Origin of the sequence: Pseudosulfitobacter sp. SM2401 (genome assembly GCF_042932805.1) — a bacterium.
Lineage (GTDB): Bacteria > Pseudomonadota > Alphaproteobacteria > Rhodobacterales > Rhodobacteraceae > Ascidiaceihabitans.
Window position 1 is genome coordinate 2,351,516 of the sequence record NZ_CP170633.1, and the last position, 21,923, is coordinate 2,373,438.

General features: G+C 55.8%; 32 protein-coding genes and 1 riboswitch. Of the genes, 18 read left to right on the forward strand and 14 right to left on the reverse strand.

The features are described from left to right. Nucleotides 1–128: 128 nt before the first annotated feature. From ACFIO0_RS11645 to ACFIO0_RS11660, 4 genes are read left to right on the forward strand one after another with little or no spacing between them, the layout of a single operon-like run. On the forward strand, nucleotides 129–455 hold the full coding sequence (locus tag ACFIO0_RS11645; RefSeq protein WP_390910562.1) for a DUF2282 domain-containing protein: 327 nt from the start codon (nucleotides 129–131) through the stop codon (nucleotides 453–455). 8 nt (nucleotides 456–463) lie between these two features. Next, complete coding sequence (locus ACFIO0_RS11650) at nucleotides 464–1,324, forward strand: DUF692 family multinuclear iron-containing protein (protein WP_390910563.1); 861 nt, start codon at nucleotides 464–466, stop codon at nucleotides 1,322–1,324. Continuing rightward, complete coding sequence (locus ACFIO0_RS11655) at nucleotides 1,321–2,067, forward strand: putative DNA-binding domain-containing protein (RefSeq protein ID WP_390910564.1); 747 nt, start codon at nucleotides 1,321–1,323, stop codon at nucleotides 2,065–2,067. The genes ACFIO0_RS11650 and ACFIO0_RS11655 overlap by 4 nt, the downstream gene beginning before the upstream one ends. Further along, nucleotides 2,064–2,603 carry a DoxX family membrane protein gene (locus ACFIO0_RS11660; protein WP_390910565.1) on the forward strand — a complete coding sequence of 180 codons (540 nt, stop codon included), beginning with the start codon at nucleotides 2,064–2,066 and terminating at the stop codon, nucleotides 2,601–2,603. Before ACFIO0_RS11655 ends, ACFIO0_RS11660 begins: the two co-directional genes overlap by 4 nt. Here ACFIO0_RS11660 and ACFIO0_RS11665 read toward each other — a convergent pair. After that, the gene (locus tag ACFIO0_RS11665; protein ID WP_390915332.1) at nucleotides 2,600–2,914 is read right to left on the reverse strand and encodes an ArsC/Spx/MgsR family protein; all 315 of its coding nucleotides are present in this window, start codon (nucleotides 2,912–2,914) and stop codon (nucleotides 2,600–2,602) included. The genes ACFIO0_RS11660 and ACFIO0_RS11665 overlap by 4 nt on opposite strands. A gap of 202 nt (nucleotides 2,915–3,116) precedes the next feature. Here ACFIO0_RS11665 and ACFIO0_RS11670 point away from each other — a divergent pair, with 202 nt between their 5' ends. Then, nucleotides 3,117–3,323, forward strand: coding sequence for a cold shock domain-containing protein (locus ACFIO0_RS11670; RefSeq protein WP_390910566.1), 207 nt, complete (start codon nucleotides 3,117–3,119; stop codon nucleotides 3,321–3,323). Between the two features lie 115 nt (nucleotides 3,324–3,438). Here the strand turns inward: ACFIO0_RS11670 and ACFIO0_RS11675 are convergent, their stop codons facing one another. Next, the gene (locus tag ACFIO0_RS11675) at nucleotides 3,439–3,729 is read right to left on the reverse strand and encodes a hypothetical protein (RefSeq protein ID WP_390910567.1); all 291 of its coding nucleotides are present in this window, start codon (nucleotides 3,727–3,729) and stop codon (nucleotides 3,439–3,441) included. Nucleotides 3,730–3,814: 85 nt separating this feature from the next. Next, nucleotides 3,815–5,005 carry a cytochrome P450 gene (locus ACFIO0_RS11680; protein WP_390910568.1) on the reverse strand — a complete coding sequence of 397 codons (1,191 nt, stop codon included), beginning with the start codon at nucleotides 5,003–5,005 and terminating at the stop codon, nucleotides 3,815–3,817. 191 nt (nucleotides 5,006–5,196) lie between these two features. After that, nucleotides 5,197–5,412, forward strand: a riboswitch (cobalamin riboswitch). Nucleotides 5,413–5,516: 104 nt separating this feature from the next. Between ACFIO0_RS11680 and ACFIO0_RS11685 the strand changes: the two genes are divergently transcribed. The 4 genes from ACFIO0_RS11685 (at nucleotide 5,517) to ACFIO0_RS11700 (ending at nucleotide 8,819) form a co-directional block, all read left to right on the forward strand. Then, entirely contained in the window at nucleotides 5,517–5,915 is a 399-nt protein-coding gene (locus ACFIO0_RS11685) for a DUF1636 family protein (protein ID WP_390910569.1), read from the forward strand. Nucleotides 5,916–5,992: 77 nt separating this feature from the next. Beyond that, on the forward strand, nucleotides 5,993–7,012 hold the full coding sequence (locus ACFIO0_RS11690; RefSeq protein WP_390910570.1) for an ABC transporter substrate-binding protein: 1,020 nt from the start codon (nucleotides 5,993–5,995) through the stop codon (nucleotides 7,010–7,012). Beyond that, nucleotides 7,009–8,058 carry an iron chelate uptake ABC transporter family permease subunit gene (locus tag ACFIO0_RS11695; RefSeq protein ID WP_390910571.1) on the forward strand — a complete coding sequence of 350 codons (1,050 nt, stop codon included), beginning with the start codon at nucleotides 7,009–7,011 and terminating at the stop codon, nucleotides 8,056–8,058. Before ACFIO0_RS11690 ends, ACFIO0_RS11695 begins: the two co-directional genes overlap by 4 nt. Continuing rightward, a complete protein-coding gene (locus tag ACFIO0_RS11700) occupies nucleotides 8,055–8,819 on the forward strand; it encodes an ATP-binding cassette domain-containing protein (protein ID WP_390910572.1) in 765 nt (254 codons plus the stop codon). The genes ACFIO0_RS11695 and ACFIO0_RS11700 overlap by 4 nt, the downstream gene beginning before the upstream one ends. 67 nt (nucleotides 8,820–8,886) lie before the next feature. Here ACFIO0_RS11700 and ACFIO0_RS11705 read toward each other — a convergent pair whose 3' ends face one another. Further along, nucleotides 8,887–9,774, reverse strand: a complete 888-nt coding sequence (locus ACFIO0_RS11705) for a LysR substrate-binding domain-containing protein (protein WP_390910573.1) — start codon at nucleotides 9,772–9,774, stop codon at nucleotides 8,887–8,889. Nucleotides 9,775–10,018: 244 nt separating this feature from the next. Here ACFIO0_RS11705 and ACFIO0_RS11710 point away from each other — a divergent pair, with 244 nt between their 5' ends. Further along, entirely contained in the window at nucleotides 10,019–10,675 is a 657-nt protein-coding gene (locus ACFIO0_RS11710) for a DUF2306 domain-containing protein (protein WP_390910574.1), read from the forward strand. A gap of 41 nt (nucleotides 10,676–10,716) precedes the next feature. Here the strand turns inward: ACFIO0_RS11710 and ACFIO0_RS11715 are convergent, their stop codons facing one another. Further along, the gene (locus ACFIO0_RS11715) at nucleotides 10,717–11,337 is read right to left on the reverse strand and encodes a helix-turn-helix domain-containing protein (RefSeq protein WP_390910575.1); all 621 of its coding nucleotides are present in this window, start codon (nucleotides 11,335–11,337) and stop codon (nucleotides 10,717–10,719) included. Between the two features lie 277 nt (nucleotides 11,338–11,614). Here ACFIO0_RS11715 and ACFIO0_RS11720 point away from each other — a divergent pair, with 277 nt between their 5' ends. Continuing rightward, nucleotides 11,615–12,571: an alpha/beta fold hydrolase gene (locus ACFIO0_RS11720; protein ID WP_390910576.1), complete on the forward strand. Its 957-nt coding sequence runs from the start codon at nucleotides 11,615–11,617 to the stop codon at nucleotides 12,569–12,571. Between the two features lie 73 nt (nucleotides 12,572–12,644). After that, complete coding sequence (locus ACFIO0_RS11725; protein ID WP_390910577.1) at nucleotides 12,645–13,259, forward strand: DUF998 domain-containing protein; 615 nt, start codon at nucleotides 12,645–12,647, stop codon at nucleotides 13,257–13,259. 3 nt (nucleotides 13,260–13,262) lie between these two features. Here the strand turns inward: ACFIO0_RS11725 and ACFIO0_RS11730 are convergent, their stop codons facing one another. The 5 genes from ACFIO0_RS11730 to gstA are packed head-to-tail and all read right to left on the reverse strand — an operon-like array spanning nucleotide 13,263 to nucleotide 15,868. Further along, on the reverse strand, nucleotides 13,263–13,667 hold the full coding sequence (locus ACFIO0_RS11730; protein WP_390910578.1) for a GFA family protein: 405 nt from the start codon (nucleotides 13,665–13,667) through the stop codon (nucleotides 13,263–13,265). 2 nt (nucleotides 13,668–13,669) lie between these two features. After that, nucleotides 13,670–14,650 carry a nitronate monooxygenase gene (locus ACFIO0_RS11735; protein WP_390910579.1) on the reverse strand — a complete coding sequence of 327 codons (981 nt, stop codon included), beginning with the start codon at nucleotides 14,648–14,650 and terminating at the stop codon, nucleotides 13,670–13,672. Nucleotides 14,651–14,655: 5 nt separating this feature from the next. Further along, a complete protein-coding gene (locus tag ACFIO0_RS11740; RefSeq protein ID WP_390910580.1) occupies nucleotides 14,656–14,862 on the reverse strand; it encodes a 2-hydroxymuconate tautomerase family protein in 207 nt (68 codons plus the stop codon). Between the two features lie 11 nt (nucleotides 14,863–14,873). After that, nucleotides 14,874–15,248 carry a nuclear transport factor 2 family protein gene (locus tag ACFIO0_RS11745; protein ID WP_390910581.1) on the reverse strand — a complete coding sequence of 125 codons (375 nt, stop codon included), beginning with the start codon at nucleotides 15,246–15,248 and terminating at the stop codon, nucleotides 14,874–14,876. Continuing rightward, on the reverse strand, nucleotides 15,245–15,868 hold the full coding sequence (gstA, locus tag ACFIO0_RS11750) for a glutathione transferase GstA (RefSeq protein WP_390910582.1): 624 nt from the start codon (nucleotides 15,866–15,868) through the stop codon (nucleotides 15,245–15,247). Before gstA ends, ACFIO0_RS11745 begins: the two co-directional genes overlap by 4 nt. A gap of 135 nt (nucleotides 15,869–16,003) precedes the next feature. Between gstA and ACFIO0_RS11755 the strand changes: the two genes are divergently transcribed. Next, nucleotides 16,004–16,876 (forward strand): LysR substrate-binding domain-containing protein, encoded by an 873-nt coding sequence (locus ACFIO0_RS11755; RefSeq protein WP_390910583.1) that lies wholly within the window; start codon nucleotides 16,004–16,006, stop codon nucleotides 16,874–16,876. 134 nt (nucleotides 16,877–17,010) lie between these two features. Here ACFIO0_RS11755 and ACFIO0_RS11760 read toward each other — a convergent pair whose 3' ends face one another. Further along, the gene (locus ACFIO0_RS11760) at nucleotides 17,011–17,478 is read right to left on the reverse strand and encodes a DUF1348 family protein (RefSeq protein WP_390910584.1); all 468 of its coding nucleotides are present in this window, start codon (nucleotides 17,476–17,478) and stop codon (nucleotides 17,011–17,013) included. A 40-nt stretch (nucleotides 17,479–17,518) separates the two neighbouring features. After that, nucleotides 17,519–18,097 carry a TetR family transcriptional regulator gene (locus ACFIO0_RS11765; protein ID WP_390910585.1) on the reverse strand — a complete coding sequence of 193 codons (579 nt, stop codon included), beginning with the start codon at nucleotides 18,095–18,097 and terminating at the stop codon, nucleotides 17,519–17,521. A gap of 144 nt (nucleotides 18,098–18,241) precedes the next feature. On the opposite strand from ACFIO0_RS11765, the gene ACFIO0_RS11770 reads away from it, so the two are divergent. The 5 genes from ACFIO0_RS11770 (at nucleotide 18,242) to ACFIO0_RS11790 (ending at nucleotide 20,282) form a co-directional block, all read left to right on the forward strand. Beyond that, on the forward strand, nucleotides 18,242–18,529 hold the full coding sequence (locus tag ACFIO0_RS11770) for a hypothetical protein (RefSeq protein ID WP_390910586.1): 288 nt from the start codon (nucleotides 18,242–18,244) through the stop codon (nucleotides 18,527–18,529). A 126-nt stretch (nucleotides 18,530–18,655) separates the two neighbouring features. After that, nucleotides 18,656–19,141 (forward strand): hypothetical protein, encoded by a 486-nt coding sequence (locus ACFIO0_RS11775; RefSeq protein ID WP_390910587.1) that lies wholly within the window; start codon nucleotides 18,656–18,658, stop codon nucleotides 19,139–19,141. Between the two features lie 94 nt (nucleotides 19,142–19,235). Further along, nucleotides 19,236–19,451: a VOC family protein gene (locus tag ACFIO0_RS11780; protein WP_390910588.1), complete on the forward strand. Its 216-nt coding sequence runs from the start codon at nucleotides 19,236–19,238 to the stop codon at nucleotides 19,449–19,451. Between the two features lie 15 nt (nucleotides 19,452–19,466). Beyond that, on the forward strand, nucleotides 19,467–19,892 hold the full coding sequence (locus ACFIO0_RS11785; RefSeq protein ID WP_390910589.1) for a GFA family protein: 426 nt from the start codon (nucleotides 19,467–19,469) through the stop codon (nucleotides 19,890–19,892). Between the two features lie 72 nt (nucleotides 19,893–19,964). Next, nucleotides 19,965–20,282 (forward strand): NIPSNAP family protein, encoded by a 318-nt coding sequence (locus ACFIO0_RS11790; RefSeq protein ID WP_390910590.1) that lies wholly within the window; start codon nucleotides 19,965–19,967, stop codon nucleotides 20,280–20,282. Nucleotides 20,283–20,471: 189 nt separating this feature from the next. Here ACFIO0_RS11790 and ACFIO0_RS11795 read toward each other — a convergent pair whose 3' ends face one another. Further along, nucleotides 20,472–20,948: a dihydrofolate reductase gene (locus ACFIO0_RS11795; RefSeq protein WP_390910591.1), complete on the reverse strand. Its 477-nt coding sequence runs from the start codon at nucleotides 20,946–20,948 to the stop codon at nucleotides 20,472–20,474. Next, the gene (locus tag ACFIO0_RS11800) at nucleotides 20,945–21,736 is read right to left on the reverse strand and encodes a thymidylate synthase (protein WP_390910592.1); all 792 of its coding nucleotides are present in this window, start codon (nucleotides 21,734–21,736) and stop codon (nucleotides 20,945–20,947) included. Before ACFIO0_RS11800 ends, ACFIO0_RS11795 begins: the two co-directional genes overlap by 4 nt. Nucleotides 21,737–21,923 lie beyond the last annotated feature (187 nt).

The window sequence follows — 21,923 nt, forward strand, 5'->3', positions numbered from 1 at the left end:
TTTTCACGTCAATTCACACATCGCGTAACGCGCATGTGACACACAGGCTCGTGACTGGTACTGTGTCAGTCAGCGGGTAATTTGAATGCACAAACAGCGACGACGCCAGTTGTAAAAGGAACATGCTCATGTCTCATTCGAACACATCCAACGCAAAATCCATCGCGATCGCCGGTGCTGTAGCCGGGGCTTTGACAGCACTTGTCGCCGCCCAATCTACGGCCGCCTATGCCGCAACAAAAGAAAAATGCTACGGCGTGTCACTGGCGGGTCAAAACGACTGCGCGGCGGGTGCAGGCACCACATGCGCGGGCTCATCTTCGGTCGATTATCAAGGCAACGCGTGGACGTTGGTCGATGCGGGCACCTGCACCAGCATTGATTTGCCCGACATGGCAAACGGTGCAAAGCGCACAGGGTCGTTGCAGCCTCAGACCCGCGATTTGCCAGCGTAAAGGCAGGCATGCGAGAATTTTCGCCCCTCTGTGATCCTTTACCCGACGCTGTTGGCGTCGGCTATAAACCGCAGCATTTCACAGATATTCTGGACGCCCCCGGCCCTGTCAAATGGGTCGAAATCCATGCGGAAAACTACATGGGTCAAGGCGGACGTCCCATCGCGCAACTGCGTGCTTTGGCAGAGAAATTTACCATTTCGGTTCACGGTGTTGGCCTGTCGATTGGCGGCGCCGGGCCGCTGGACCCCACCCATTTGGCGCGCCTGAAACACTTGATCGATTGGGTCAAACCCGCCAGCTTTTCCGAACATTTGGCGTGGTCCACCCATGGCGGCACCTTTTTGAACGACCTGCTGCCCCTGCCCTACACCGCCGCCACGTTGCAAACCGTCGCGGATCACATCGATCACGTTCAAAATTTGCTGGGCCGTCAGATGCTGCTGGAAAACCCGTCCAGTTATCTCGCGTTTGACAGCTCGACCTACAACGAAACCGATTTTCTGGCGGAACTGGTGAAGCGCACGGAATGCGGGCTGCTGCTGGATGTGAACAACGTGTTCATTTCGGCGACAAACCTTGGCTACACGCCCCACAGCTACATTGATGCATACCCGCTCGCGGCCGTCGGGGAAATGCACGTCGGTGGTCACGCGCTAGACCAAGACGACCACGGCGCGCCTTTGTTGATCGACAGCCACGGTGCTGCGCCCTCGACCGAGGTCTGGGATTTACTGGCTTATACGCTGCAAAAAACCGGACCAAAACCGCTGCTGGTTGAATGGGACAACGATGTGCCTGATTGGAATGTGCTGCGCGCGCAGGCGGATGTGGCAGCCTTGGCCCTTGATCAGGCCGCGACAAAATGAAGGTCCAAACCCAGTTCCGCGAGGCCTTGTTCGATGCGGCCCGTGATGCCCCCCGCGGATTGCAGGACAGTGCAGGCAACCCCGCAGGATCACGCTACGACGTCTATCGCAACAACGTCGTCACGTCCTTGCAAGATGCATTGGCCCGCAATTTTCCTATTCTGGTCAAGCTGTTGGGCGAACAGATCTTTGGATCCTTGGCTGACATTTATTTACACCAACACCCGCCGCAGTCGCCGTTGATGATGCAGTACGGCGATCAGATGCCCACCCTGTTGGCCGGCTTTGCACCGTTGGAGCACATCGGATATCTGGCAGATGTCGCACAGTTGGAAATCGCCCTGCGCGACAGTTATCACGCAGCAGATGCAGACCCGATTGACCCAAGCACATTCGCAATTGATGACGCGGAACTTGCGCTAACCACGTTGACGTTTGCACCAGCAACCGCGCTGATCCACTCCGTTTGGCCGCTGTTTGATCTGTGGCGATTTAACACCGAACCGGATGCACCTGCCCCGCAGGCTGTCCCGCAACCGGTTCTGATCACGCGCGCCGAATTTGACCCACAACCGCACCCATTGACGCCCGCGCAGTACGAATGGATCGTCAGTGTCAGACAGGGCGACACGCTGGGCACAGCACACGCGCAGGCCCTGCAAACCGACGCCACGTTTGATCTGACGCCGCTGTTAACGCTGCTGCTGACCAACAACGCGCTGACCAAAGGATCACAGGAATGACCCATCTTCACAACGCTTTTTTCGCGCGGATTGAACGGGCCGACTGGCTGCTGCCGACCCTTGCGCGTTTGGTCTTTGCGGCGACTTTGTTGATGTATTTCTGGATTTCGGGCCTGACCAAATTGGGCGAAGGGTGGACCGGCATCTTTTTCCTGTCCGACAGCGCCTACATCCAGATGTTCCCCAAAGCGGTCGAGGCGTTGGGCTATGACACGGCCCAGCTGTCGATCGGACATCGGATGATCGCGCTGGTTGGCACGTGGGCCGAATTCATTTTGCCGTTGTTTATTGTTTTGGGCGTGCTGACGCGCCTGTCGGCACTTGGCATGATCGGATTTATCGCCGTGCAGTCGGTGGTCGATGTTTTGGGACACGGGGTGGCGGCCAAAGACATCGGCACGTGGTTTGACCGCACGTCCGGCGCGCTGATTTTAGATCAACGCGCGTTCTGGATTTTGCTGTTGCTGATCCTGGTGATCAAAGGGGCCGGACCACTGTCGTTTGACCGCGCCTTGGCCCCGATGAAACCCGTCTAGACCCCCAAGGCGGCTTGCGTGTCTTTGGTCCACCCCAGATACATCTGATCATCTTTTACAATCAGCGGCCGCTTCATCAACGCAGGGTGCTGCGCGATCAAATCCAGAGGCGCACCTGCGCGCTCAGCCTCGCTGAGGCCCCGCCACGTGGTCGATCGTGTGTTCAACAATTGGGCATCAAACTGCGCATAGGCGGCATTCAGCACCTCTTGGGGCACCCCGTCAGCCCGGGCATCAACCAGTTCGAAACCCGCCAGTGCTTTCAACGCCTTACGGCAGGTATCACAGTTTTTCAGGCCATAAATCTTCATCATTTTTCCTTGCGTATTCATCGTTTTAACCCAACGTCGTTAAGTTTTTCGCGCCAATTTTCTTGATTTTTTGTCCGACTGATCAATGTTGTTGTGCACGTATTGGGCGTCTCACATCAAATCAGATGCGTTGTGTCCAGTCAAAGACGCCAGCGCTTTTGGCAGCACTGGTTTGGTTACAAATTAAAAGGAGGCACCGGATATGCCTAACGGTACAGTAAAATGGTTCAACACCACAAAAGGTTTTGGCTTTATCGCGCCCGATGACGGGGGCAGCGACGTGTTTGTGCATATTTCTGCTGTGGAACGCTCGGGACTGACCGGACTGACGGACAACCAAAAAGTCAGCTATGACCTAAGCGAAGGACGCGACGGGCGTCAAATGGCAGGCGAGCTGCAACTGCTCTGATCACCGAGACAATCCACAAAATTTAAAAACCGGCGCTGGGATCCCCAAGCGCCGGTTTAATTTTGCCTGATGCAAGGGCAGACAGATCGATCCGCCCCATCATATTGCCTAGACCTTAGTCAAATGTGCAGCCTTTGGTGCCGACGGTGCAGTTGACCTGCGCACGGGCGCGGTGCACGTGACGTTTGATCACTTTGCGTGGTGCCGGCGTCATTTTCGCCTGCTGATACGAGATCGACTGGTTCGGTTGACCGCAGCACACAACACCGGAAATGGTGATTGGCTGGTAGCCTGCCGGGCAAAAGTTTTCACCGTGATATGGATAGATTTTCGCTTCTGCAAATGCGGGTGCTGCGCCCATCATCATCAGGCCGAAACCGGCTGTCAGTACTGTTTTGATACGCATATCTTCCCTCATCTGTCGATCATGCCACTATATACATGGCCAATGTGCCTGAGGATGGTGGCAAAAGTCTAGCTTTTTCTGAACTTTAAAGGTCGGGGGCAAGGTGCGCGCGCATGGCAGAATACCCGCGAAACCGAACGCGCCCACCACTCGTTCGCCCCGTGATTGTGTAATCGGGAAAGGCTTGCAAAAACCGGTGCAGTGCAACGCGCCCTTCCATGCGGGCCAGCGTCAGCCCGACGCAAACATGCGGACCACCGGCAAAGGCCAGATGACGGTTCGGCTTGCGGCTGATGTCGAAATGCGCAGGATCTGCAAACACGTCAGGATCACGGTTTGCGGCCCCGATACACAGGTGCAGGTTCGTGCCTTGCGGGATGGTCATACCGCCGATTTCAACCTCGCGCGCGGTCTCGCGATTGCCGAACTGGTTGGGCGAGGCGATGCGCAACACTTCCTCAACCACGCCCGCCATCAAGCCCGGATCGCCCAGCGCCAAGGCGCGTTGATCGGGATTGTCATGCAACAACGCCAGCCCGTTGCCAATCAGATTGGTGGTGGTTTCGTGCCCCGCATTCAGGATGAAAATACAGTTCTGGATCAACTCGATTTCGCTCAGCTGCCCTTGGGTGTCGCCGATGATCAACCGCGTCAGCACGTCGGTTTCAGGATCACCTGGGGTCGCCTTGCGCCGCGCGATCAGGTCCTGAAGGTAGGTTTTGAACTCGCTCGCCGCCGTGTGACCACGCTGTAGTTGCGCATCCGTCAGCACCGGTTCCAGCGCGCCCAAAATCGCCAGCGACCAGTCGCGCAAGGGTGCGCGTTCCTCCATGGGAATGTCGAGCAGATTGCCGATGATCTGGATCGGAATGATGCTGGCGAAATCCTCGATCAAATCAGGCGTGCGGGGCATTTGGGCCAACAGGTGGTCAACCGTTTCGATCAATCCTGATTCCATCCGCGCAATTGCGCGCGGTGCCAACGCCCCCGCCATGATCCGGCGCACACGGCTGTGCAACGGCGGATCGTTGAACACGAGGCTGGTCGTGTGATGTTCAAACAACGGCGAGCCGACACCGAATTTCGGCGCAAATGCTGCCTGTTTGTCAGACGTAAACGTCGCCGTATCCTTATACACCCGCTCCAAATCGCTGTGTTTGGACAGGATAAACGACCCATCCGGTTGCGGATGCACGGGCGCATGTTTCAAAAGCGCATCGTAATATTGAAACGGGTTTTCGTGGAAATCACGCGGAAGGGATGCGAGGGTCAGCATTTAAGCGGTTCATTTCTCAGCAAAATTGGGTGTCTCAAAAGGTCTGTGATCATTTCTATACTGCGCTGCCTGAAAATGAGACAGTTTTATTCATGTAGGCCAAACCAACCCGACCTTCGCAAAATGTCACCGGTCCAACAGCAACAATCAGCCTCCGGTTTGTATTTCGATTGACGACACGGAACGCTATGCGCAAATATCGCCCAGATGGTTCTCAAAACCCGCAAAGGGTGGAGGGATGAAAAGGGAATACGGTGAGGTCTAGCCAATTGGCACCGACTCCGTGACTGCCCCCGCAACTGTGAGCGGCGAGCGCCCCCGAACGATCCACTGGCCAAAAGGCTGGGAAGGATTGGGGAAGCTGTGACCCGCAAGTCAGGAGACCTGCCATCATCAATGAAACTCGAACCGGGCGGGGTGTCCGGACTGGAGGCCATGATGGTTTTTACAGGCAACGCGCCTGCGCACTTACATGTTCCGATCCAAGCCCCGCTGCGCCGCGGAGGGCTGCATGGACCGAACAAAACACACAATTTCCGTAAGCACATCGTGCCGACACAAAGGGACCGACTGTAAACCCGGCCTTGAACTGATCGCACGCCTGCGTGCCGCATTAGACGCGGCAGGCGGGGTGTTCGCAGCTGATTTAGAAATATCTGGCGTTGCCAGCATGGCAGGTTGCGACCGGCCGTGCACTGTTGCCTATCACGCGACGGCAAAAGCCACCTACCTGTTTGGGGACATTGCCCCGGATCAGGATATGTCCGATCTGGTGGCGTTTGCAGATCAGTATCGCGCCCGCAACGATGGCTGGTTTTCCCCCACAACGCCCCCCGAAAAACGACACAGCGCACCACTGGCAAAAGTGCCTGCCGCCCTCATTTACGCAAAAGACGAATGTGTCCAATGACCAGCCGTTTCAGCAGCGCCCGTCGCGTATTTGCGCATTCCAAATCCCCCAGTCTTTCAATTCAGGAGAAAACCAACATGCAGACTGCATTTGCCCTTGTCGCCGCCATCACCGTAAACGCCTTTGCAACGGGCGCTGCCGCGCAGCCTACAGATTACCCGTTGTCCCTGACCAATTGCGGGCGCGACATCACGATTGACCGCGCCCCCCAAAGCACCATCACCATTGGGCAATCGGCAACGGAAATCATCTATGCTCTGGGTCTTGCGGACAAGGTTGTCGCCACCTCGGTCTGGTTCAGCGCAGTTCTGCCGGAATTCGCCGACGCAAACAGCCGGATCGAGCGTTTGGCAGACAACGACCCCAGTTTCGAGAGCGTCGTGAGCAAAAATCCTGATTTGGTCGCCGTCCAGTACGAATGGCATGTGGGCCCGTCTGGCATCGTCGGCACCCACGAAATGTTCGCCGATCTGGGTATCGCGACCTACACGATCCCCGCGGATTGCGACACCAAGGACAACACGACCGGCGGTGACGGCACGCGCACGGGCACATTCACGCCCAGCTCGATTTACAAAGGCATCAAAGAACTGTCGGCGATTTATGACGTTCAGGACGCAGGTTTGGAACTGGTCGCAAGTCTCAAATCCCGTGAGGCGGACGCAATCGAAATGGCGCAAAACCTTGCTCTGCCCGACGACATAACAGCCGCCTTTTGGTTCTCGTCCGCCGATCTTCAGACTGATCCCTACATGGCCGGACGGATGGGCGCGCCGGGGTACATGATGGACCAGCTTGGCATCGAAAATGTCGTGCAATCGGACGAGGAATGGCCGACTGTCGGATGGGAAACGATCGCCCGCGCCGACCCGACAGTTCTGGTCATTGCCGAGATGGATCGCCGCCGCTACCCCGCCGACAACATTGAGGCGAAACTTGAATTTCTGCGCACAGATCCCGTTGCCAGCCAGATGACAGCAGTGCGAAAGGGCCGCGTCGTCGTCATGGATGCCCACGCCATGAGCGCGACCATGCGCACGATATTTGGTCTGGAAACCTTGGCGATGGCACTCAGCACATTCGAGTTCGGGTCTTGACCGATGCCGCAGTACTGACACGCCCGCGCCCCGTCAGACTGGGGTGGCTTGCACCTGTCGTGCTTGTGATTTCGATCATCACGGGTGCTTGCATCGGAGAAACCGGAATACCGGTTGCAACCGTCTTTCAAGTGATCGCCAACAAGCTTTTCGGGGCTGGCTATCCTGTGGGGCGCATTGATGAGGGCATCATCTGGGAATACCGTCTCAGCAGAGCCGTTGTCGCCGCATGTTGTGGCGCGGGGCTGGCGTTGTCGGGGGTCGTGTTGCAGGCCCTGCTGCGCAATGCGCTCGCGGACCCGTATTTATTGGGCATTTCCGCCGGGGCCTCAACCGGAGCTGTCGCCGTCACCGTCGCCGGCATCGGGGCTGGTGCGGTGTCGCTCGCGGTTGGGGCATTTGCGGGCGCAGTTTTGGCCTTTGTCGTTGTGGCGGTGCTGGCACGTGCGGCTGGGGGCGGAACGGGGGTGCAAGCAGCAGGCGTGATTATTCTTGCGGGCATCGCCGGATCGCAGCTGTTCAATGCGCTCACCGCCTTTGTGATTGCAAAATCCGCGAATGCAGAACAGGCGCGCGGGATCATGTTCTGGCTGCTTGGCAACCTATCCGGTGTCCGGTGGGACGACGCGGTTTTTGCCATACCGGCGGCGCTGTTGGGGGTCATCGTTTGCGTTTGGCATATTCGCGCCTTGGATGCGTTCACCTTTGGGGCGGACAGTGCCGCCTCTCTCGGGATTTCCGTGCGGCGGGTTCAGGTTTTGTTGATTGGGATCACGGCGCTGATGACGGCCGTGATGGTGTCGATGGTCGGATCGATTGGCTTTGTCGGGCTGGTGATCCCGCATGCCATGCGCCTCGTTGTGGGGGCGCGTCACGAACGCCTTGTTCCCGCATCCGCCCTGGCCGGAGCGGTCTTTTTGATTGCCTCGGACATCTTGTCGCGCGTTCTTATTCCGGGTCAGGTTTTGCCCATCGGGGTCATCACAGCCCTTGTCGGCGCGCCTGCCTTTGCGCTTATTTTGATACGGGGGCACCATTCAAGATGAGTCTGTCTTGTCACAATCTTGGATGGTCGGTGCGCGGCACATCCATCGTTTCCGGCGTCACCCTAGAGGTGGTCACCGGTGAAACGCTTGGTCTGGTTGGTGCCAACGGGTCCGGGAAATCTACGCTTCTCAAGATGCTGGCGGGCATTCAAAAGCCGCACACCGGATCGGTTTTACTGGCCGGGGTCTGTTGTTCCACGCTGGGCCAACGCGAGATCGCCCGCTCTATCGCATTCGTGGAACAACACGCAGAAACGACGGACCGGATCACTGTGCGCGATGCGGTCGAACTGGGCCGAACGCCGTGGCTTAACGGGATTGGGCGCTGGTCAAAATTTGATACAGCCAGCGTTCAAAGCGCGCTCTGCGCCGTTGAAATGACGTCTTATGCTGACCGTTATTGGCACACGCTGTCTGGCGGCGAACGACAGCGGGTGCACATCGCCCGCTCGCTTGCGCAAGACCCCAAAGTGTTGCTGCTGGACGAGCCGACGAACCACCTCGATATTCGTCATCAACTGTCGATCCTGTCGTTGGTCCACACTCTTGAGATCACCAGCATTGTCGCGCTTCACGATCTAAATCACGCAACGCAATGTGACCGGATCGGCGTGATGCACCACGGTCAGCTTATCGCACTTGGGCGTCCCCACGACATATTAACGCCTGACCTGATGCACCGGACATTTGGCGTCCACGCGCGTTTTGTCACCGACCCACACGACGGCAGCCGGTTCCTGCGTTTTCACCAACCGGCCTGAGGATTACGCCGCACACGAAGGGCACAGGACCATCGGCAATTAACGCGATGGACAACAGGTGTCGTTTCTATCCTAAACCGCGTGCCAACAGATCAAAAACCAAGCGAATTCGCAGATTTGTTTTAAGTTCACGATGGGCGACCACCCAAGTTTCGATTTTGATCGGTTCAAACGCGAGACATGGATTTTCAAGCTCTGGATGGGCCGCCCCGATCTCGATCGGAAGAATGCCAATGCCAAAACCTTGGCGCACAAGTTCCAGAGCAAGCGTTGCACTTGAGGTCGAAAAATTGAAATTTCTGGTGGTCAGATTCACCCCCCGTGACGCCATCAACCCAAGCCGCAGTTCCGGCTGATCGAACCCGACGAATTTCAAACGTTCAAGATCAGCCAGCGTCTTGGGGCGGCCAACCTCATCAAGGTATTGCTTTGAGGCAAAAAGATGCGCGGTTGTGTCACGCAGCCGCTTGGCAAACAGTGTCTCGTCTTTGGGGCGCGCGTGACGGATCGCAATATCAGCCTCACGCCGCCGCAGATCGCTCAGCTTATTTGACGCGATCACCTCGATCTGTAGGTCTGGCGCGGTTTTGCTCAGTTCCTTTAGGATCGGCGGCAGGAAATGCGTCGCCATCAAGTTTGTGGCAGAGATCAACACATGCCCCACGACCGCTTGGGATTGTCCCGTTGCGGCCACGGATATGCTGTTTGCCGCGTCACCCATCGTGCGAAAATGCGCAAGCAATTCGACGCCAGACCGGGTTAGCAAAAGTGCCCGCGATGTCCGTTCAAACAGTGTCACGCCCAGCGCATCTTCGAGACCGGCAACCTGTCTGCTCAGCGTTGGTTGCGTCAATCCAAGTGCACGAGCAGCGGCGGATAACGACCCCTCCTCAGCGGTGACAAGAAACGCCCGCGCTTGGTTCCAATCGAAAGCTGATCGTTTCCACTCCATCATTTACGTATACCAAAACAAGAAAGATGCGCAATTCCGTATTGGCGATCAGAGCTCTATGTTTCGCGCGTCGACTAACTTTAGATGGATAAAACATGACGTTACAACTTGGGTCCCAAAGGCCGCGCATGCCGACGATACCTTGTGCGGATCAGCCCTTTGATCTGATGATGGCCGCGCATGTCCGAGGGCATTTGCCAACCCCACAACGCGCCCTCGCCTTCCAATCTTTGCCAAAGGAAATTCCGTGCGGCATCTAAAAAGAACCGAGTGGATCGCCTTCGCTCTGATCGTCGCTTTTTCATTCATTCCGGCAATTGGCGGTCTGATCCGGGTTCTGGAACTTGCAGGTGGACCGCAAATCGCGCCCGAAAATCCTCGGGCTTTGCTTTCTCCTGCGCCAATCATGCTCCACATTTTCAGCAGTGTTTTGTTCTGCATTGCCGGCGCGTTTCAATTCTTTCCGAGCATCCGGCGTCATCACCCCACAGCGCATCGCCTGATCGGTCGCGTCGTTGCAATCGCGGGCTGTGTCGCAGCGATCAGTGGCTTGTGGATGACACTGTTTTTTGCCTTTCCCGACACCTTGCAAGGGCGTCCACTTTATTGGGTGCGGATCGTTTTGGGGGTCTTGATGATCGGTTTTATCATCGGGGCCGTAATTGCAATCAGGTCGCGCAATGTCTTTCAACACAGTGCCGCGATGCTGCGCGCCTATGCGATTGGTCAAGGTGCGTCGACGCAAACCTTTGTGGGCATCAGTTGGATCATTTTTGTTGGTTACGAGGCAACGGGACCTGCCCGCGACGGGCTGATGATTGGGTCGTGGGTGATCAATCTTTTGGCGGCAGAAATCGTGATCTGGACGGCACTAAGGCCTGCAAATCGATCATCAAAGACGTGATCATTTTGCGGGCAGTGGTGCGTGATCAAACCGTTTAGCATCTAGTCCAGAGTTTGCATCCTGGTCAGACCAGACAGGCCTTTTGTGGGTGTCAGGCCGAACGTTGTCATGGCTGTACGCGCCGTATGCGCCGCATCTGAAAACCCGGCATCGACCCCCGCTATGCCAATGCGCTCGCCTTGATGCGCACTACGGGCAGTCGCCAAAATTGCAGCCCAGATCTTGAATTTCCGAAATGTTTGGCCGGTTGTGGATTTGAAATGCCGCAGGGCTTGTGTCCGTTCCAACCCAAGGCGCTCTGCAAGTTCGATCTGGGACATTCGGACCATGGGGCTGGCATAAATATCCCTTACAATACCCATCACTTTGCGATCCGGAGGGGGGTGCCTCCCCTCAAGCATTGTGCGAAAACGGGTCATAGTTAGGTGGTCCGACGTTTCAAAAACAGTCGGAAACATGCGCCATTCTGCACCCAGCGGTTCAAAATCAGCGGTCTGCGTCGACAGCTGCACGCCATCAAGATAGATGATCTCAGCCCCACCCGAACGGACCACAACACTGTGCGCAACACCGGGCTTTATGCAGACAATTTGCGCGTCCAGTTCTGCTATGTCATTCGCAACACGCACTGGTTCTTGGCACCCGAAAATGACGCACGGCATCAGGTTTTTGTGCAAAGCAAGTGCGCCCGCGTCAAATGAAAACAAATGGTTTTGAAACGTCTTCGTCTGCGCGGGCATATGCGATCCGTCAGTAAAAATGATTGTAAAAAGGGTCCGATCTGTTTTTGATCATACCCGAAATGAAACATCTTTTGACATGGCTTTAACCCTGCCGTGCCCACAGATCGCGCCTTTTTTTGCACGTTCTTTCAAGCGCAAACCTTCGTGCATGTGCAAAGGAGTTGTTCAAATTTGCCCTTACCGGAATGCACAGATTATGAAACGTTTTGCAGCTAACAGCCTGATCGGGATTGTCGCATTGACCATTGGTGTCACCTTCGCCTGGTTCGCCGTACCAAACACCGTCGCAACAGGTTTGCTGAGACTGAACAATATGTCGGCGGGCCTGAGCGCAAAAATTGTAATTACCGAAATTGGCGACATTCATTATCTCGAAGGGGGCCAAGGCGAGACCATCGTCATGGTGCACGGCATCTACGCGCGCAAAGAACATATGGTCGATCTGGCACGTCATTTTGTCGATGATTATCATGTCATTGCGATTGATTTGCCGGGGTTTGGTGACAATGAAAAACGCGCCGATGCGGATTATTTGCTTGCCCAACAGCAGGCAAACTTGGTGGTCGTTCTTGAGGCGCTTGAACTTGAAAACATCCACATTGCCGCCAATTCCATGGGGGCCTATGTGTCGGTACTTTTGGCCACGGCCCGTCCCGATCTGGTGGCCAGCCTCGCATTTATCGGCAGCCCCCTTGGCGTGCCAACTGCGATCAAAAGCGACATGGACATCGCACTTGAACAGGGGCAAATCCCCTTGCTGGTCCAAACCGAGGCTGATTTTCACGCGCGCAACGACTGGCTATCGCCGAATATCCCCTACGTGCCCGGGCCGATTTACAACAGCTGGATGCACAGCGAAATCGCGACGGCCGACAAAAACGCCCGTGTTTGGGATTTTGTGCACAATCGCTCAACGGTTCCCACGGTCTTGGAATTGGCACCCTCGCTGAGCATGCAGTCCCTGATTATCTGGTGCCGCCCTGACCGGATTTTTCACGTCAGCGGGGCGGCGTTGCTTGCCCAAGAGCTGCCAAACGCATCGCTGAGCACTCTGGATGAGTGTGGTCATTTGCCAATGCTGGATCACCCACACTTGGTGGCCGAAATTTATGCGGAGTTCCTCAGAAACCTCACGCTAAATGCCGAGCGTTAACCATGATGACATCAAGTACAACTGCTGACATGCGACAAGAAATCGCTGTTGTTTCAAATCCGGAAAGATCGTCATGAACCCTGCCTCGTTGCTCTTTTGGGCGTCCAGTTTTGTCCTACTGATCTCTGGCGTCCTGCTGCCCGAAGCCATCAGTTTTCTGCGGCCTGACTATAGCTCGATTGCGAACTATATTAGCGAACTCGGCGCAAAAGACGCTAACTATGCGCCGCTCATCAATGTGTTCAGTTTTTTGCCAGTCGCCCTCTCCAGTACGATAGCAATTTTATGTCTGCGGGGACGGTGTTCTGGAAATATCTTGGCCAAAACGGGACTGGTTTTATGGGGCATTGGCTTGTCGGGGGGATACCTCGGCGCGGTTCTTTTTCCTTGCGATTACGGGTGCCCAGCCGAGGGCAGTTCCCGCCAACTGATCCACAACATCGCCGGACTTGTCGCCTATCCGGTCGGAACCATTGGCCTCTTTTTGCTCGCAGCAGGATTGGCGCAAAACCCAGCGACGTCGAAATTTGTAGTCGTCGTTGCGATCCTAACAGCCATTGGCTTTGTGATGATGCTATTGCCCGAGCAGGCTGATTTTCGCGGATTTTGGCAAAGGCTGGCTGACTACTCTATGTTTCTGCTGATCCTGAGCCTTGGGCGGATTTTGCCCCGTACACCCGCCCCATAGCCTCTAATCCGGGAACGCCGCGTGTGCGCAGACTTGCTCTAGATTCGACGCCCACAACGGCTGCTCTGCGGTGAAAATTCTAACCCTTTCGGCGACGTCAACTGGTGCGCTCAGTGATCCCGCCGGAACGATCATCTTGGTTGCGTCGCCATTTATCCACGGAACGCCAGACCCGCAGACTTGGCAAAACGACTTGGAAATGTCCCGTTCGGGGATCTGGTATTTGACGATTTTGTCAACGCCCCCGCACCAGTCAAAACCGTTGATATCCACGAACAAGTTGGACGCAAATGCTGATCCGGTGATTTGGCGGCACTGATCACAGCTGCACAAAAACAGCTTTTCGAAGGTGTTGATTACCTCGAATGACACCGCGCCGCACAGGCAGTTGCCTTTGATTTTCTTCATAATCACGATCCTTTTTTATTTGGCGCAACAAGCCTGCTGATGCGCTGCATTTGATCTTCGGCCTGCGTTATCATTCGGTGCAGGATGTTTTGCGCAGGCTCGATTTTCCGAATAAAATCAGCCGCTTCTCCGACAATCACCGGGGCGATATCTACGTCATCCAGACCCCGAGCAGCCTCAAAACGGATTTGTTCCTCGGCAAGGTTTTGCCTCAGGCCGCCAATGTTTTCGCGCCATTGATGGGTAAAGGAATTGCCCATCGTACGCAGGTTCCAGTCGGATGGCCAATCCAAGCCACGCGCCATGTCAAAGACGCAACTGCGCTCGGTGTCGTCACCGCTGCCACGAACCGCCGCTTGTTTGGCGTTGTCGCTGGCCAGGGATTCGTCACTGGCAAAATAGCCGGTTCCACACAACACGCCTGACGCCCCAAGGGCCAGCGCCGCCGCTAATCCACGGCCATCTGCAATGCCGCCTGCCGCGATGACCGGTATGTTCTGCGCGATGTCGACGACCGCAGGAACGAGAGGTAATGTGGCTCTGGTGCCGCCGTGCCCGCCCGCCTCGGTGCCCTGCGCCACAATGGCATCGACGCCAGCGTCCACCGCTGTGCGGGCTTGATCCAGAGTTTGCACCTGAACGATGATTTTAGTTTGCGCAGCCCTGACTTTCGCAAGAAACGGTTGAAAATCACCGAACGAGAGCATCAGCGCCGCGGGGCCACGATCAAGGGCCAAATCCAACAAATGTGGCTGACGCGCCAAGGACCACGTGACAAAGCCCACGCCGACCCGCGCATTTCCCGCAGCATCGAATTCGCGGACGAGCCAATCGGCGTCGCCGTAGCCACCACCGATCAAACCCAAACCACCTGCCCGACTGACTGCGGCGGCAAGCGCGCCGCCACTGACACCGGCCATCGGTGCCAAAAGAACAGGGTGCTCGATGTTGAACAGGTCACAAACAGGCGTGCGAATGGCCATTTTGCTCAACGCGCCATTTCGCGTCTGTACTGTTCAACCGGCAAGCCACCAATCCCCCAATCCTCAAGCGCGACCTCGTCGATGACGACAAAAGTTGTCGCAGGAGCTTTGTCCAGAACCCGGACCAGCAGGTCGGTAACGCCGCTGATCAACGCGGCTTTCTGCGCAGGTGTGACGCCCTCGCGGGTCACCTTGATGTTCACATAAGGCATATCAGTTCCTCTCAGCTTTCGCGTTCTGTCATGTGGAAAATCTTGGCCATGATCTTCCATTCACCATCGGTGCGCACAATCGTCAGAAAGTCGATGAAATCTTTTGTGCCGATGGAACACCGCAAGCGGGCAAAGGCGGTGTTTTGGCCTGCGAATTGTATCGCCTCGATCACGTCGCGTCTCGGTTCATCGCGTGATGCTGGCGATACGCGCTGTGCCACCACCGGAAAATATTCATCCATCGTGCGGTACAACAGCGGCGTTTCATCCGCAGTTGCATAGATCGCTTTGGGGTGAAACACGCGCCCCAGCAATTCGATGTCAGCGTGGTAAAGACCATCGAAATAGGTCGCAACCACGCTGGTCACTGCGGCAAATCCAGTCATGCCGGTTGCTCCATAAGGCCCTCGGCGACCATCGCTTTGACAACAGCAGGACGTACGGCGATGCGTGCAACATAGCTTTGGGTTTTTGGATACGCGGCAAGGCTTACGCCAACAAAACCCGCCCAGTTAAGCACCACAAACGCATAGGCGTCCGCGACGGTGAACGTGTCACCCAAAAGAAAGGCGCGGCCGTCAGCGAGACTTTGTTCGATGTATGCGGCGCGACGTCCAACGCGCGCTTCGGCCCTTTGCCGTGCATCGCCAACAAGCTCGGTACCTGAAAAAAACGGGCCAAAGGATTTGTGCAATTCAGACGATACAAAGTTGAGAGCTTCCTGAAGCCGCGTGCGCGCCAGCGTGCCATTTGCGGGCGCAAGTCCGGCGTCAGGTGACTGATCCGCCAGATATTGCAGCACGGCAGCGTTTTCCGTGATGATATCGCCGTCGTCGGTGATCAGGGCCGGAACATAGCCATTCGGGCTGATCTTAAGGAAATTGTCGCCCGCTTCGGTCTTGCCCGCATTGGTGTCTGTCTTGTCCAGTTCGAACGCGATGCCGAGTTCGTTCAGGATGATGTGGGATGCCATTGAGCACGCGCCAGGTTTGTAGTGAAGTTTCATGGAAGGTTCCCGTTTCTAAGGTTTCGCTATGGGTCTTAGGGATCGCTACCAAGAGATTTGCCGCAATAATAATATTGAATATTCAGCTTGATGATCTAAAATACTAATCATTCTAGACCAAAGGCGCATTGCGTGATGACATACGAACAATTGGTCGTGCTGCACGCCATCGTCACAGAAGGGACTTTTCGAGGCGCGGCAGTGCGACTGAACAAATCCCAATCTGCCATCAGCCACATGTTGAAAAAACTTGAGACCGAGATCGATATCATTCTGCTGTCGCGTCAAGCGTACAGGCCCACCCTAACCCCGCAGGGTGAGGTGTTTTACCGGCAAGCAACGCGCGTCATGCAGCAGATGAAAAACCTGAATACCGTCGCGAAAAACCTGAACGCCAAGCAGGAACCAGAGGTGCTTTTGGCCGTGACCGCCACCTTTCCGCTCGCGCCGGTCCTCGACGTCATCGGCACCATCAAGGATGAATTCCCGACCACCCACATCCGTTTGTCACGCGAAAGCATGGGGGGTCCGATTGAACGACTGCTGCGCGATGACGCCGACATCATCATCGCAACGATGGACGGCGTGCCCGTCGAGCAGGTCGAGGCGTTGGCCTTTGCGCAGGTCACACTCATGCCCGTCGCCCATCCAGATTTCGAACCCGCAAAAAGTTCGCACATGAAAACAGTCTCGGAAATGCAAAGCTATACCCAAGTGGTCGTTGCCGACAGCAGCAGTGGCGCGTTCGCGCAGAGCCGGGATTTGCTTCCCGGGGGGCTGCGCTGGACCGTTTCCGACTTTGCCGCAAAAAAGGAAATTCTGCTGGCGAAGCTGGGTTGGGGCGGCATTCCTACACATATGATCGAGGATGAATTGGCACGCGGCGAATTGGTCGCTCTTAATGTTGAGGGCTACCAAAAACGCCAATCGCAGCTGTTTCAAATACGCAAACGCGACAAGGATGTCGGCATTGTTGCACAATCAATCTGGGAACAACTCCGAAGATAGCCCAGTGCGCCCGAGGGCCGTGTGCTGCGGATGAAAAGGCGCACAAACGGAACCCTGGCAAGCCGTGCAAAAGGGTCGGCCAAAGCCGGTCTTGCGGTATCAGCCCCCCGTTCAAATTTTCAAGGCTGACGCAGTCACAAACCCAATTCAGAAAGCCCCGGGTGGTCGTCTGGCCTGCGACCTTGCGGCCAATGAAACTTGCGATCAGCGTTAGAAATAGGCAAGTCGTTGATGCTGGCAAAGCGGGTCTGCATCAGCCCGTTTTCGGCGAATTCCCAGTTTTCATTTCCGTATGAGCGAAACCAGTTGCCGCTGTCATCGCGCCATTCATAGGCGTAGCGGACGGCGATGCGGTTGTCGCCAAAGGCCCAGAGTTCTTTGATCAGGCGGTAGTCGATCTCGCGAATCCATTTTGCTTTCAGGAACGCCTCCGCCTCTTTGCGGTTGCTGACAAAAGTCGCCCGGTTGCGCCATTTTGTGTCGTGCGTATAGGCCATGGCGACTTTGGCGGCGTCACGTGTGTTCCAGCCGTCTTCGGCAAGACGCACCTTTTGGATCGCGGTGTCGCGGGTGAACGGTGGCAGCGGCGGGCGGTTTTCCATGAAAAACTCCTTTGTAAGGGCGAGGTTTAAGGGGCGGCGATCAGCCCTTGGCAGCGATCAATGCAGCGGTGTGCGCCGACGCAGCAATCGTGTTCGCGATGTCGGGGTTTGATACGGCGCGCGATAACGTCAACCCACCGATCAGCGTGCTCAGCATTGCCCAAGCGCGTGTGCGGCGGGTCTCATCTGTGTCCCCGCCCAAGCCGTTCGCAATCAAGTCGACAACTTTGTTCATCTTCACCTCGTAGGCCAAATGCACGTCGGGGTCGGCCCGCGCAACTTCGGGCGACAGGGTTGTCATGGCACACCCACAAGCAAGATCATTGCGGTGCGCCTCGCCCAGATAATAATCCGCAAAGGCACGAACCCAATCCGGTCCAAACTCTGTTTGAAAATTCGGAATGCTAACAATCACCTCATCCAGACCAGAGGCAAGCACTGCTTCAAACGCTCCATCCTTTGATCCGAAATGCGCATAAAACGCACCCGAGGTGACGCCCGCAGCCTTTGCAATACCGTCAACGCCCGTTCCCGCATAACCACTGCTTCTAAAGCTTTGGCTGGCCGCATCCAGAATGCGCGCACGGGTTTGTTCTTTCTTCGTCGGCAACAGCGCCATCAACCGTCCTTTCAAATATTTTATAGCGATCGTTATTTTTATCTTGACGATATAACGACCGCTATATAAACGAATTATAGTGATCGTTATATATCATAAAACACCACACTGCAACCGGGTGTTGCTGCACCACAGGAGACCCAAATGAAACATCGGATAGAACTGCAAATCTCTGCGCACTTCGGCACCGCGCCGTGGCTGGCACTGGGCAAGCAGATCGCACGGCACATTCTATGTCGGCGGCACAGCGCAGGAAAAACCGCCGTTTCGTATCGCCGTCACGACACCGCAGGGCGCATCGTTGGCCCCTACGCAAACCGGCTGAACCACTGGGCCATGCTCTACGAGGTCACAGATGGCGGCCGGATCTGGGCAGGACAAATTTTCCGCCTTGGTGACATCCAAAACGCGGTGGATATCGCGGCCGCCTAAACCACACGACACCGACAATATCGCAACCAAAACCAGCTGTTGGCCCTCATTTGCGGGCCAGCGGACGGGTGCCTGCATCCAACCGAAATCGATACGTTCCACTCAACTTTTCCAAAGGAAAACAACATGATCCGTTTCTCACTCGTCGCACTGGCCTTCGCGTCCGGTCTTTCTATTTCTGGCGTCTCTAGCGCGTCTGCAGCCCCTGCTGTCTGCGCACCTATCGGCGGTGTCGCAATCCCGAATTTCTTCGCAGAAGGCGAAGGCAACCCCATCATCATCTCGGCGGCACTGACCGGCACCGTGCAAAACGCTGCGGGCAAAATCACCGCGCAGCGTGAAACAGCCACCGGTCTCGAAATGGACATGGAACACTACTTTGGCCGTGATGATGGCGGCGCGTTCCAAACCAAAGATCTCGGGATTTTGACAGCAGTGCCCGGCAAACCCGGTCGTTTTATGATCGAAATCACTTACGACATCCAAGACGGCACCGCACGCGGCACCATGCAAGGCGCGCACGGAACCTTCAACAGCTACGGCCTCGTTGATTTGCGCGATCCAAACAACATGCAAGGCCTGGTCCGCTACACCGGCGAAGTTTGCCAATAAACACCGCCCAGATGACCCGCCGACAAGCCGCTTAATACGCGCGCCACGATACGGCTTGTCGGCCCCTTCCCTCGCTCTCGCAAGGACATTTCGAATGACCGAACACAACAACTTTGCCACGCGTATTCTGTACACGATGCTCCGCGTCGGCGACCTTGACCGTTCCATCGCCTTTGACACCGACGCGTTGGGCATGACCGAAATCCGGCGAAAAAGAAGTCATCGCATTTCTGAGCGATCCCGACGGATACAGTATCGAGCTGATCGAAGCGGCCAAATAGCGCGTCAAAACAAACAGCCTAAAGCATGATGAAAGGCACAGATGATGACTAATTCTGACAACTCACCGCTCCGGAACATCAAAGGCGGTTGCCTGTGCGGCGCGGTTACATTCGTGGTAGATAACGCATTCGAAAAGCTGTTTTTGTGCAGCTGTGATCAGTGCCGCCAAATCACCGGATCAGCGTTTGCATCCAACCTGTTTGTGCGCATTGACGGGTTCGATTGGCTGGACGGCTTCGACGACATCGCCAACTACCAAGTGCCCGGGCGCGATATTTCCAAAGCGTTCTGTCGCACCTGCGGGTCGGGCGTGCCTTGGAAAAATAGTGACGCAACCAAAATGGTTGTCCCGGCCGGATCCCTGAACGCACCACTAAATGTTGCCGAGCGGTTCAGAATATTCGCGTCAGAACGACCCGATTGGGCATCAGATCTTGAGCAAATCTCTTTACACGCGACGCTCCCCTAGGGTCTAGAGTGTCAGGCAAAACGACCCCTGCCAACATCGCACACGATTGGGAAAATCATGATAACCTGCCACGTGACCTACAAAATCGACCCCGCCAAGACCGCAGATTTCGAGACCTACGCAAAGGCGTGGATCCCTCTGGTCGCGCGATTTGGTGGTACGCATCACGGATATTTCCTGCCGCATGAGGGGCCAAATGATCTCGCGTTTGCGGCATTTTCATTTCCGTCTTTGGCAGCTTACGAAGTTTACCGGACAAAAAGCGCTGCCGACCCCGATTGCAAAGCCGCATATGATTTTGCCGTGAAAACCAAATGCATCCTGCGCTACGACCGACACTTTCTACGACCCGTTCTGGATGGCGATTTGTCGGGCATCCGCAGCCAATAAAAATTGCGCCACGGCTGCGGTTTCGCGTGTCACGCTGTCCATCGACGCCAAATTAGTGTCGTGGATGTGACCCCAAAGTCAGCGGGCCTTGGGGGACTTCGTTTGCCCGCAATCCGCGAACGCACCACATTGTTCACGCGCCGCAAAAGCCGATTTCACCGACTGGGTGCAAGGCCGACAATCATCCGCTCAAACTCGCACCCACTCCCCCGCAATGCACCGCGGCTCTTGGGTTCTGATCTCGGTTTGTGTGTTCAGGCGCCAGTCGTTCCCGTCAAATGAAGGGAAAAACGTGTCGGCGTCCTCGACGTCCAGATTGACTTCGGTCAGGCACAAACGGTCGGCCATGGGCAGCATCGCGCCGTAAATCCCTGCCCCGCCGACGCCGTAAATCCGGTGATAGCCCAGCGATGTCGCGAGCGTTATCGCCTCGTCTATCGATCCCACGCAATGCTCGGCCGCGCAGCCTTTGGACGTCACAACAATGTTCAAACGGTTCTTGAGCGGCGCTGTCGGCAGGCTGTCCCACGTGTTGCGCCCCATGATGATCGCGCCGCCCATGGTTTCGCGCATGAAGTATTTCAAATCCTCTGGCAGGTGCCACGGCATGTCGCCGTTTTTGCCAATCACATTCCCACGCGCACGCGCCACAATCAGCGTAATCATACTGCCACCGGTGCTTTGATGCCCGCATCGGGGTCGTAGCCGATCAGCTCAAAGTCCTCGTATTTAAAGTCGAAAATCGAACTGACCTGTCGTTTAATCCGCATCTGCGGCAACGGTTTCGGGCTGCGTGAAAGTTGCAAATTCACCTGATCCATATGGTTGGAATAAATATGTGCGTCCCCCAATGTGTGCACAAAATCGCCCGCCTCGTAGCCCGTCACATGGGCCAGCATCTGCAACAACAACGCGTAGGATGCGATGTTGAACGGCACGCCAAGGAACATATCGGCAGAGCGTTGATAGAGCTGGAGATGCATTTTCTGACCGATGATTTTGACCTGCCACATGGTGTGACAAGGCGGCAGCGCCATGTCGGCGATTTCACCGGGGTTCCACGCAGACACGATCAAACGACGGCTGTCTGGCGACGATTTGATGTCGGAAATCAGCCGCTCGATCTGATCGACAGTGCCACGTTCGGACGGAAATTCACGCCACTGTTTCCCATAAACCGGGCCAAGATCGCCGTTCTCATCCGCCCACTCATCCCAAATCGACACGCCGTTTTCCTTGAGATAACCGATGTTTGTATCACCAGCCAGGAACCACAACAGCTCGTGAATAATGGACCGCAGATGCACCTTTTTGGTCGTAACCATCGGAAACCCATCAGCCAAAGGATAGCGCATTTGCATCCCGAAATGCGATGTCGTGCCGGTGCCAGTGCGGTCTGTTGTCTCTTGCCCAAGCGCTAAAATCTCGCGCAATGCGTCATGGTATTGTTTCATGTGGCCTCCTGCCTATTGGCGACACGCGTTTAGGTTGCGCATACAGAATCTAACAGAGTTGCACCCTATCTAGTATAACGCCACTTTTGAACCGCAATATCATGGTCGTTTTTCGGCCACGGTTCACTTTCACAATGCGCGTCAAGGTTAAGTGATCGTTGACTTTTTAAGTAAACACACCGAACAG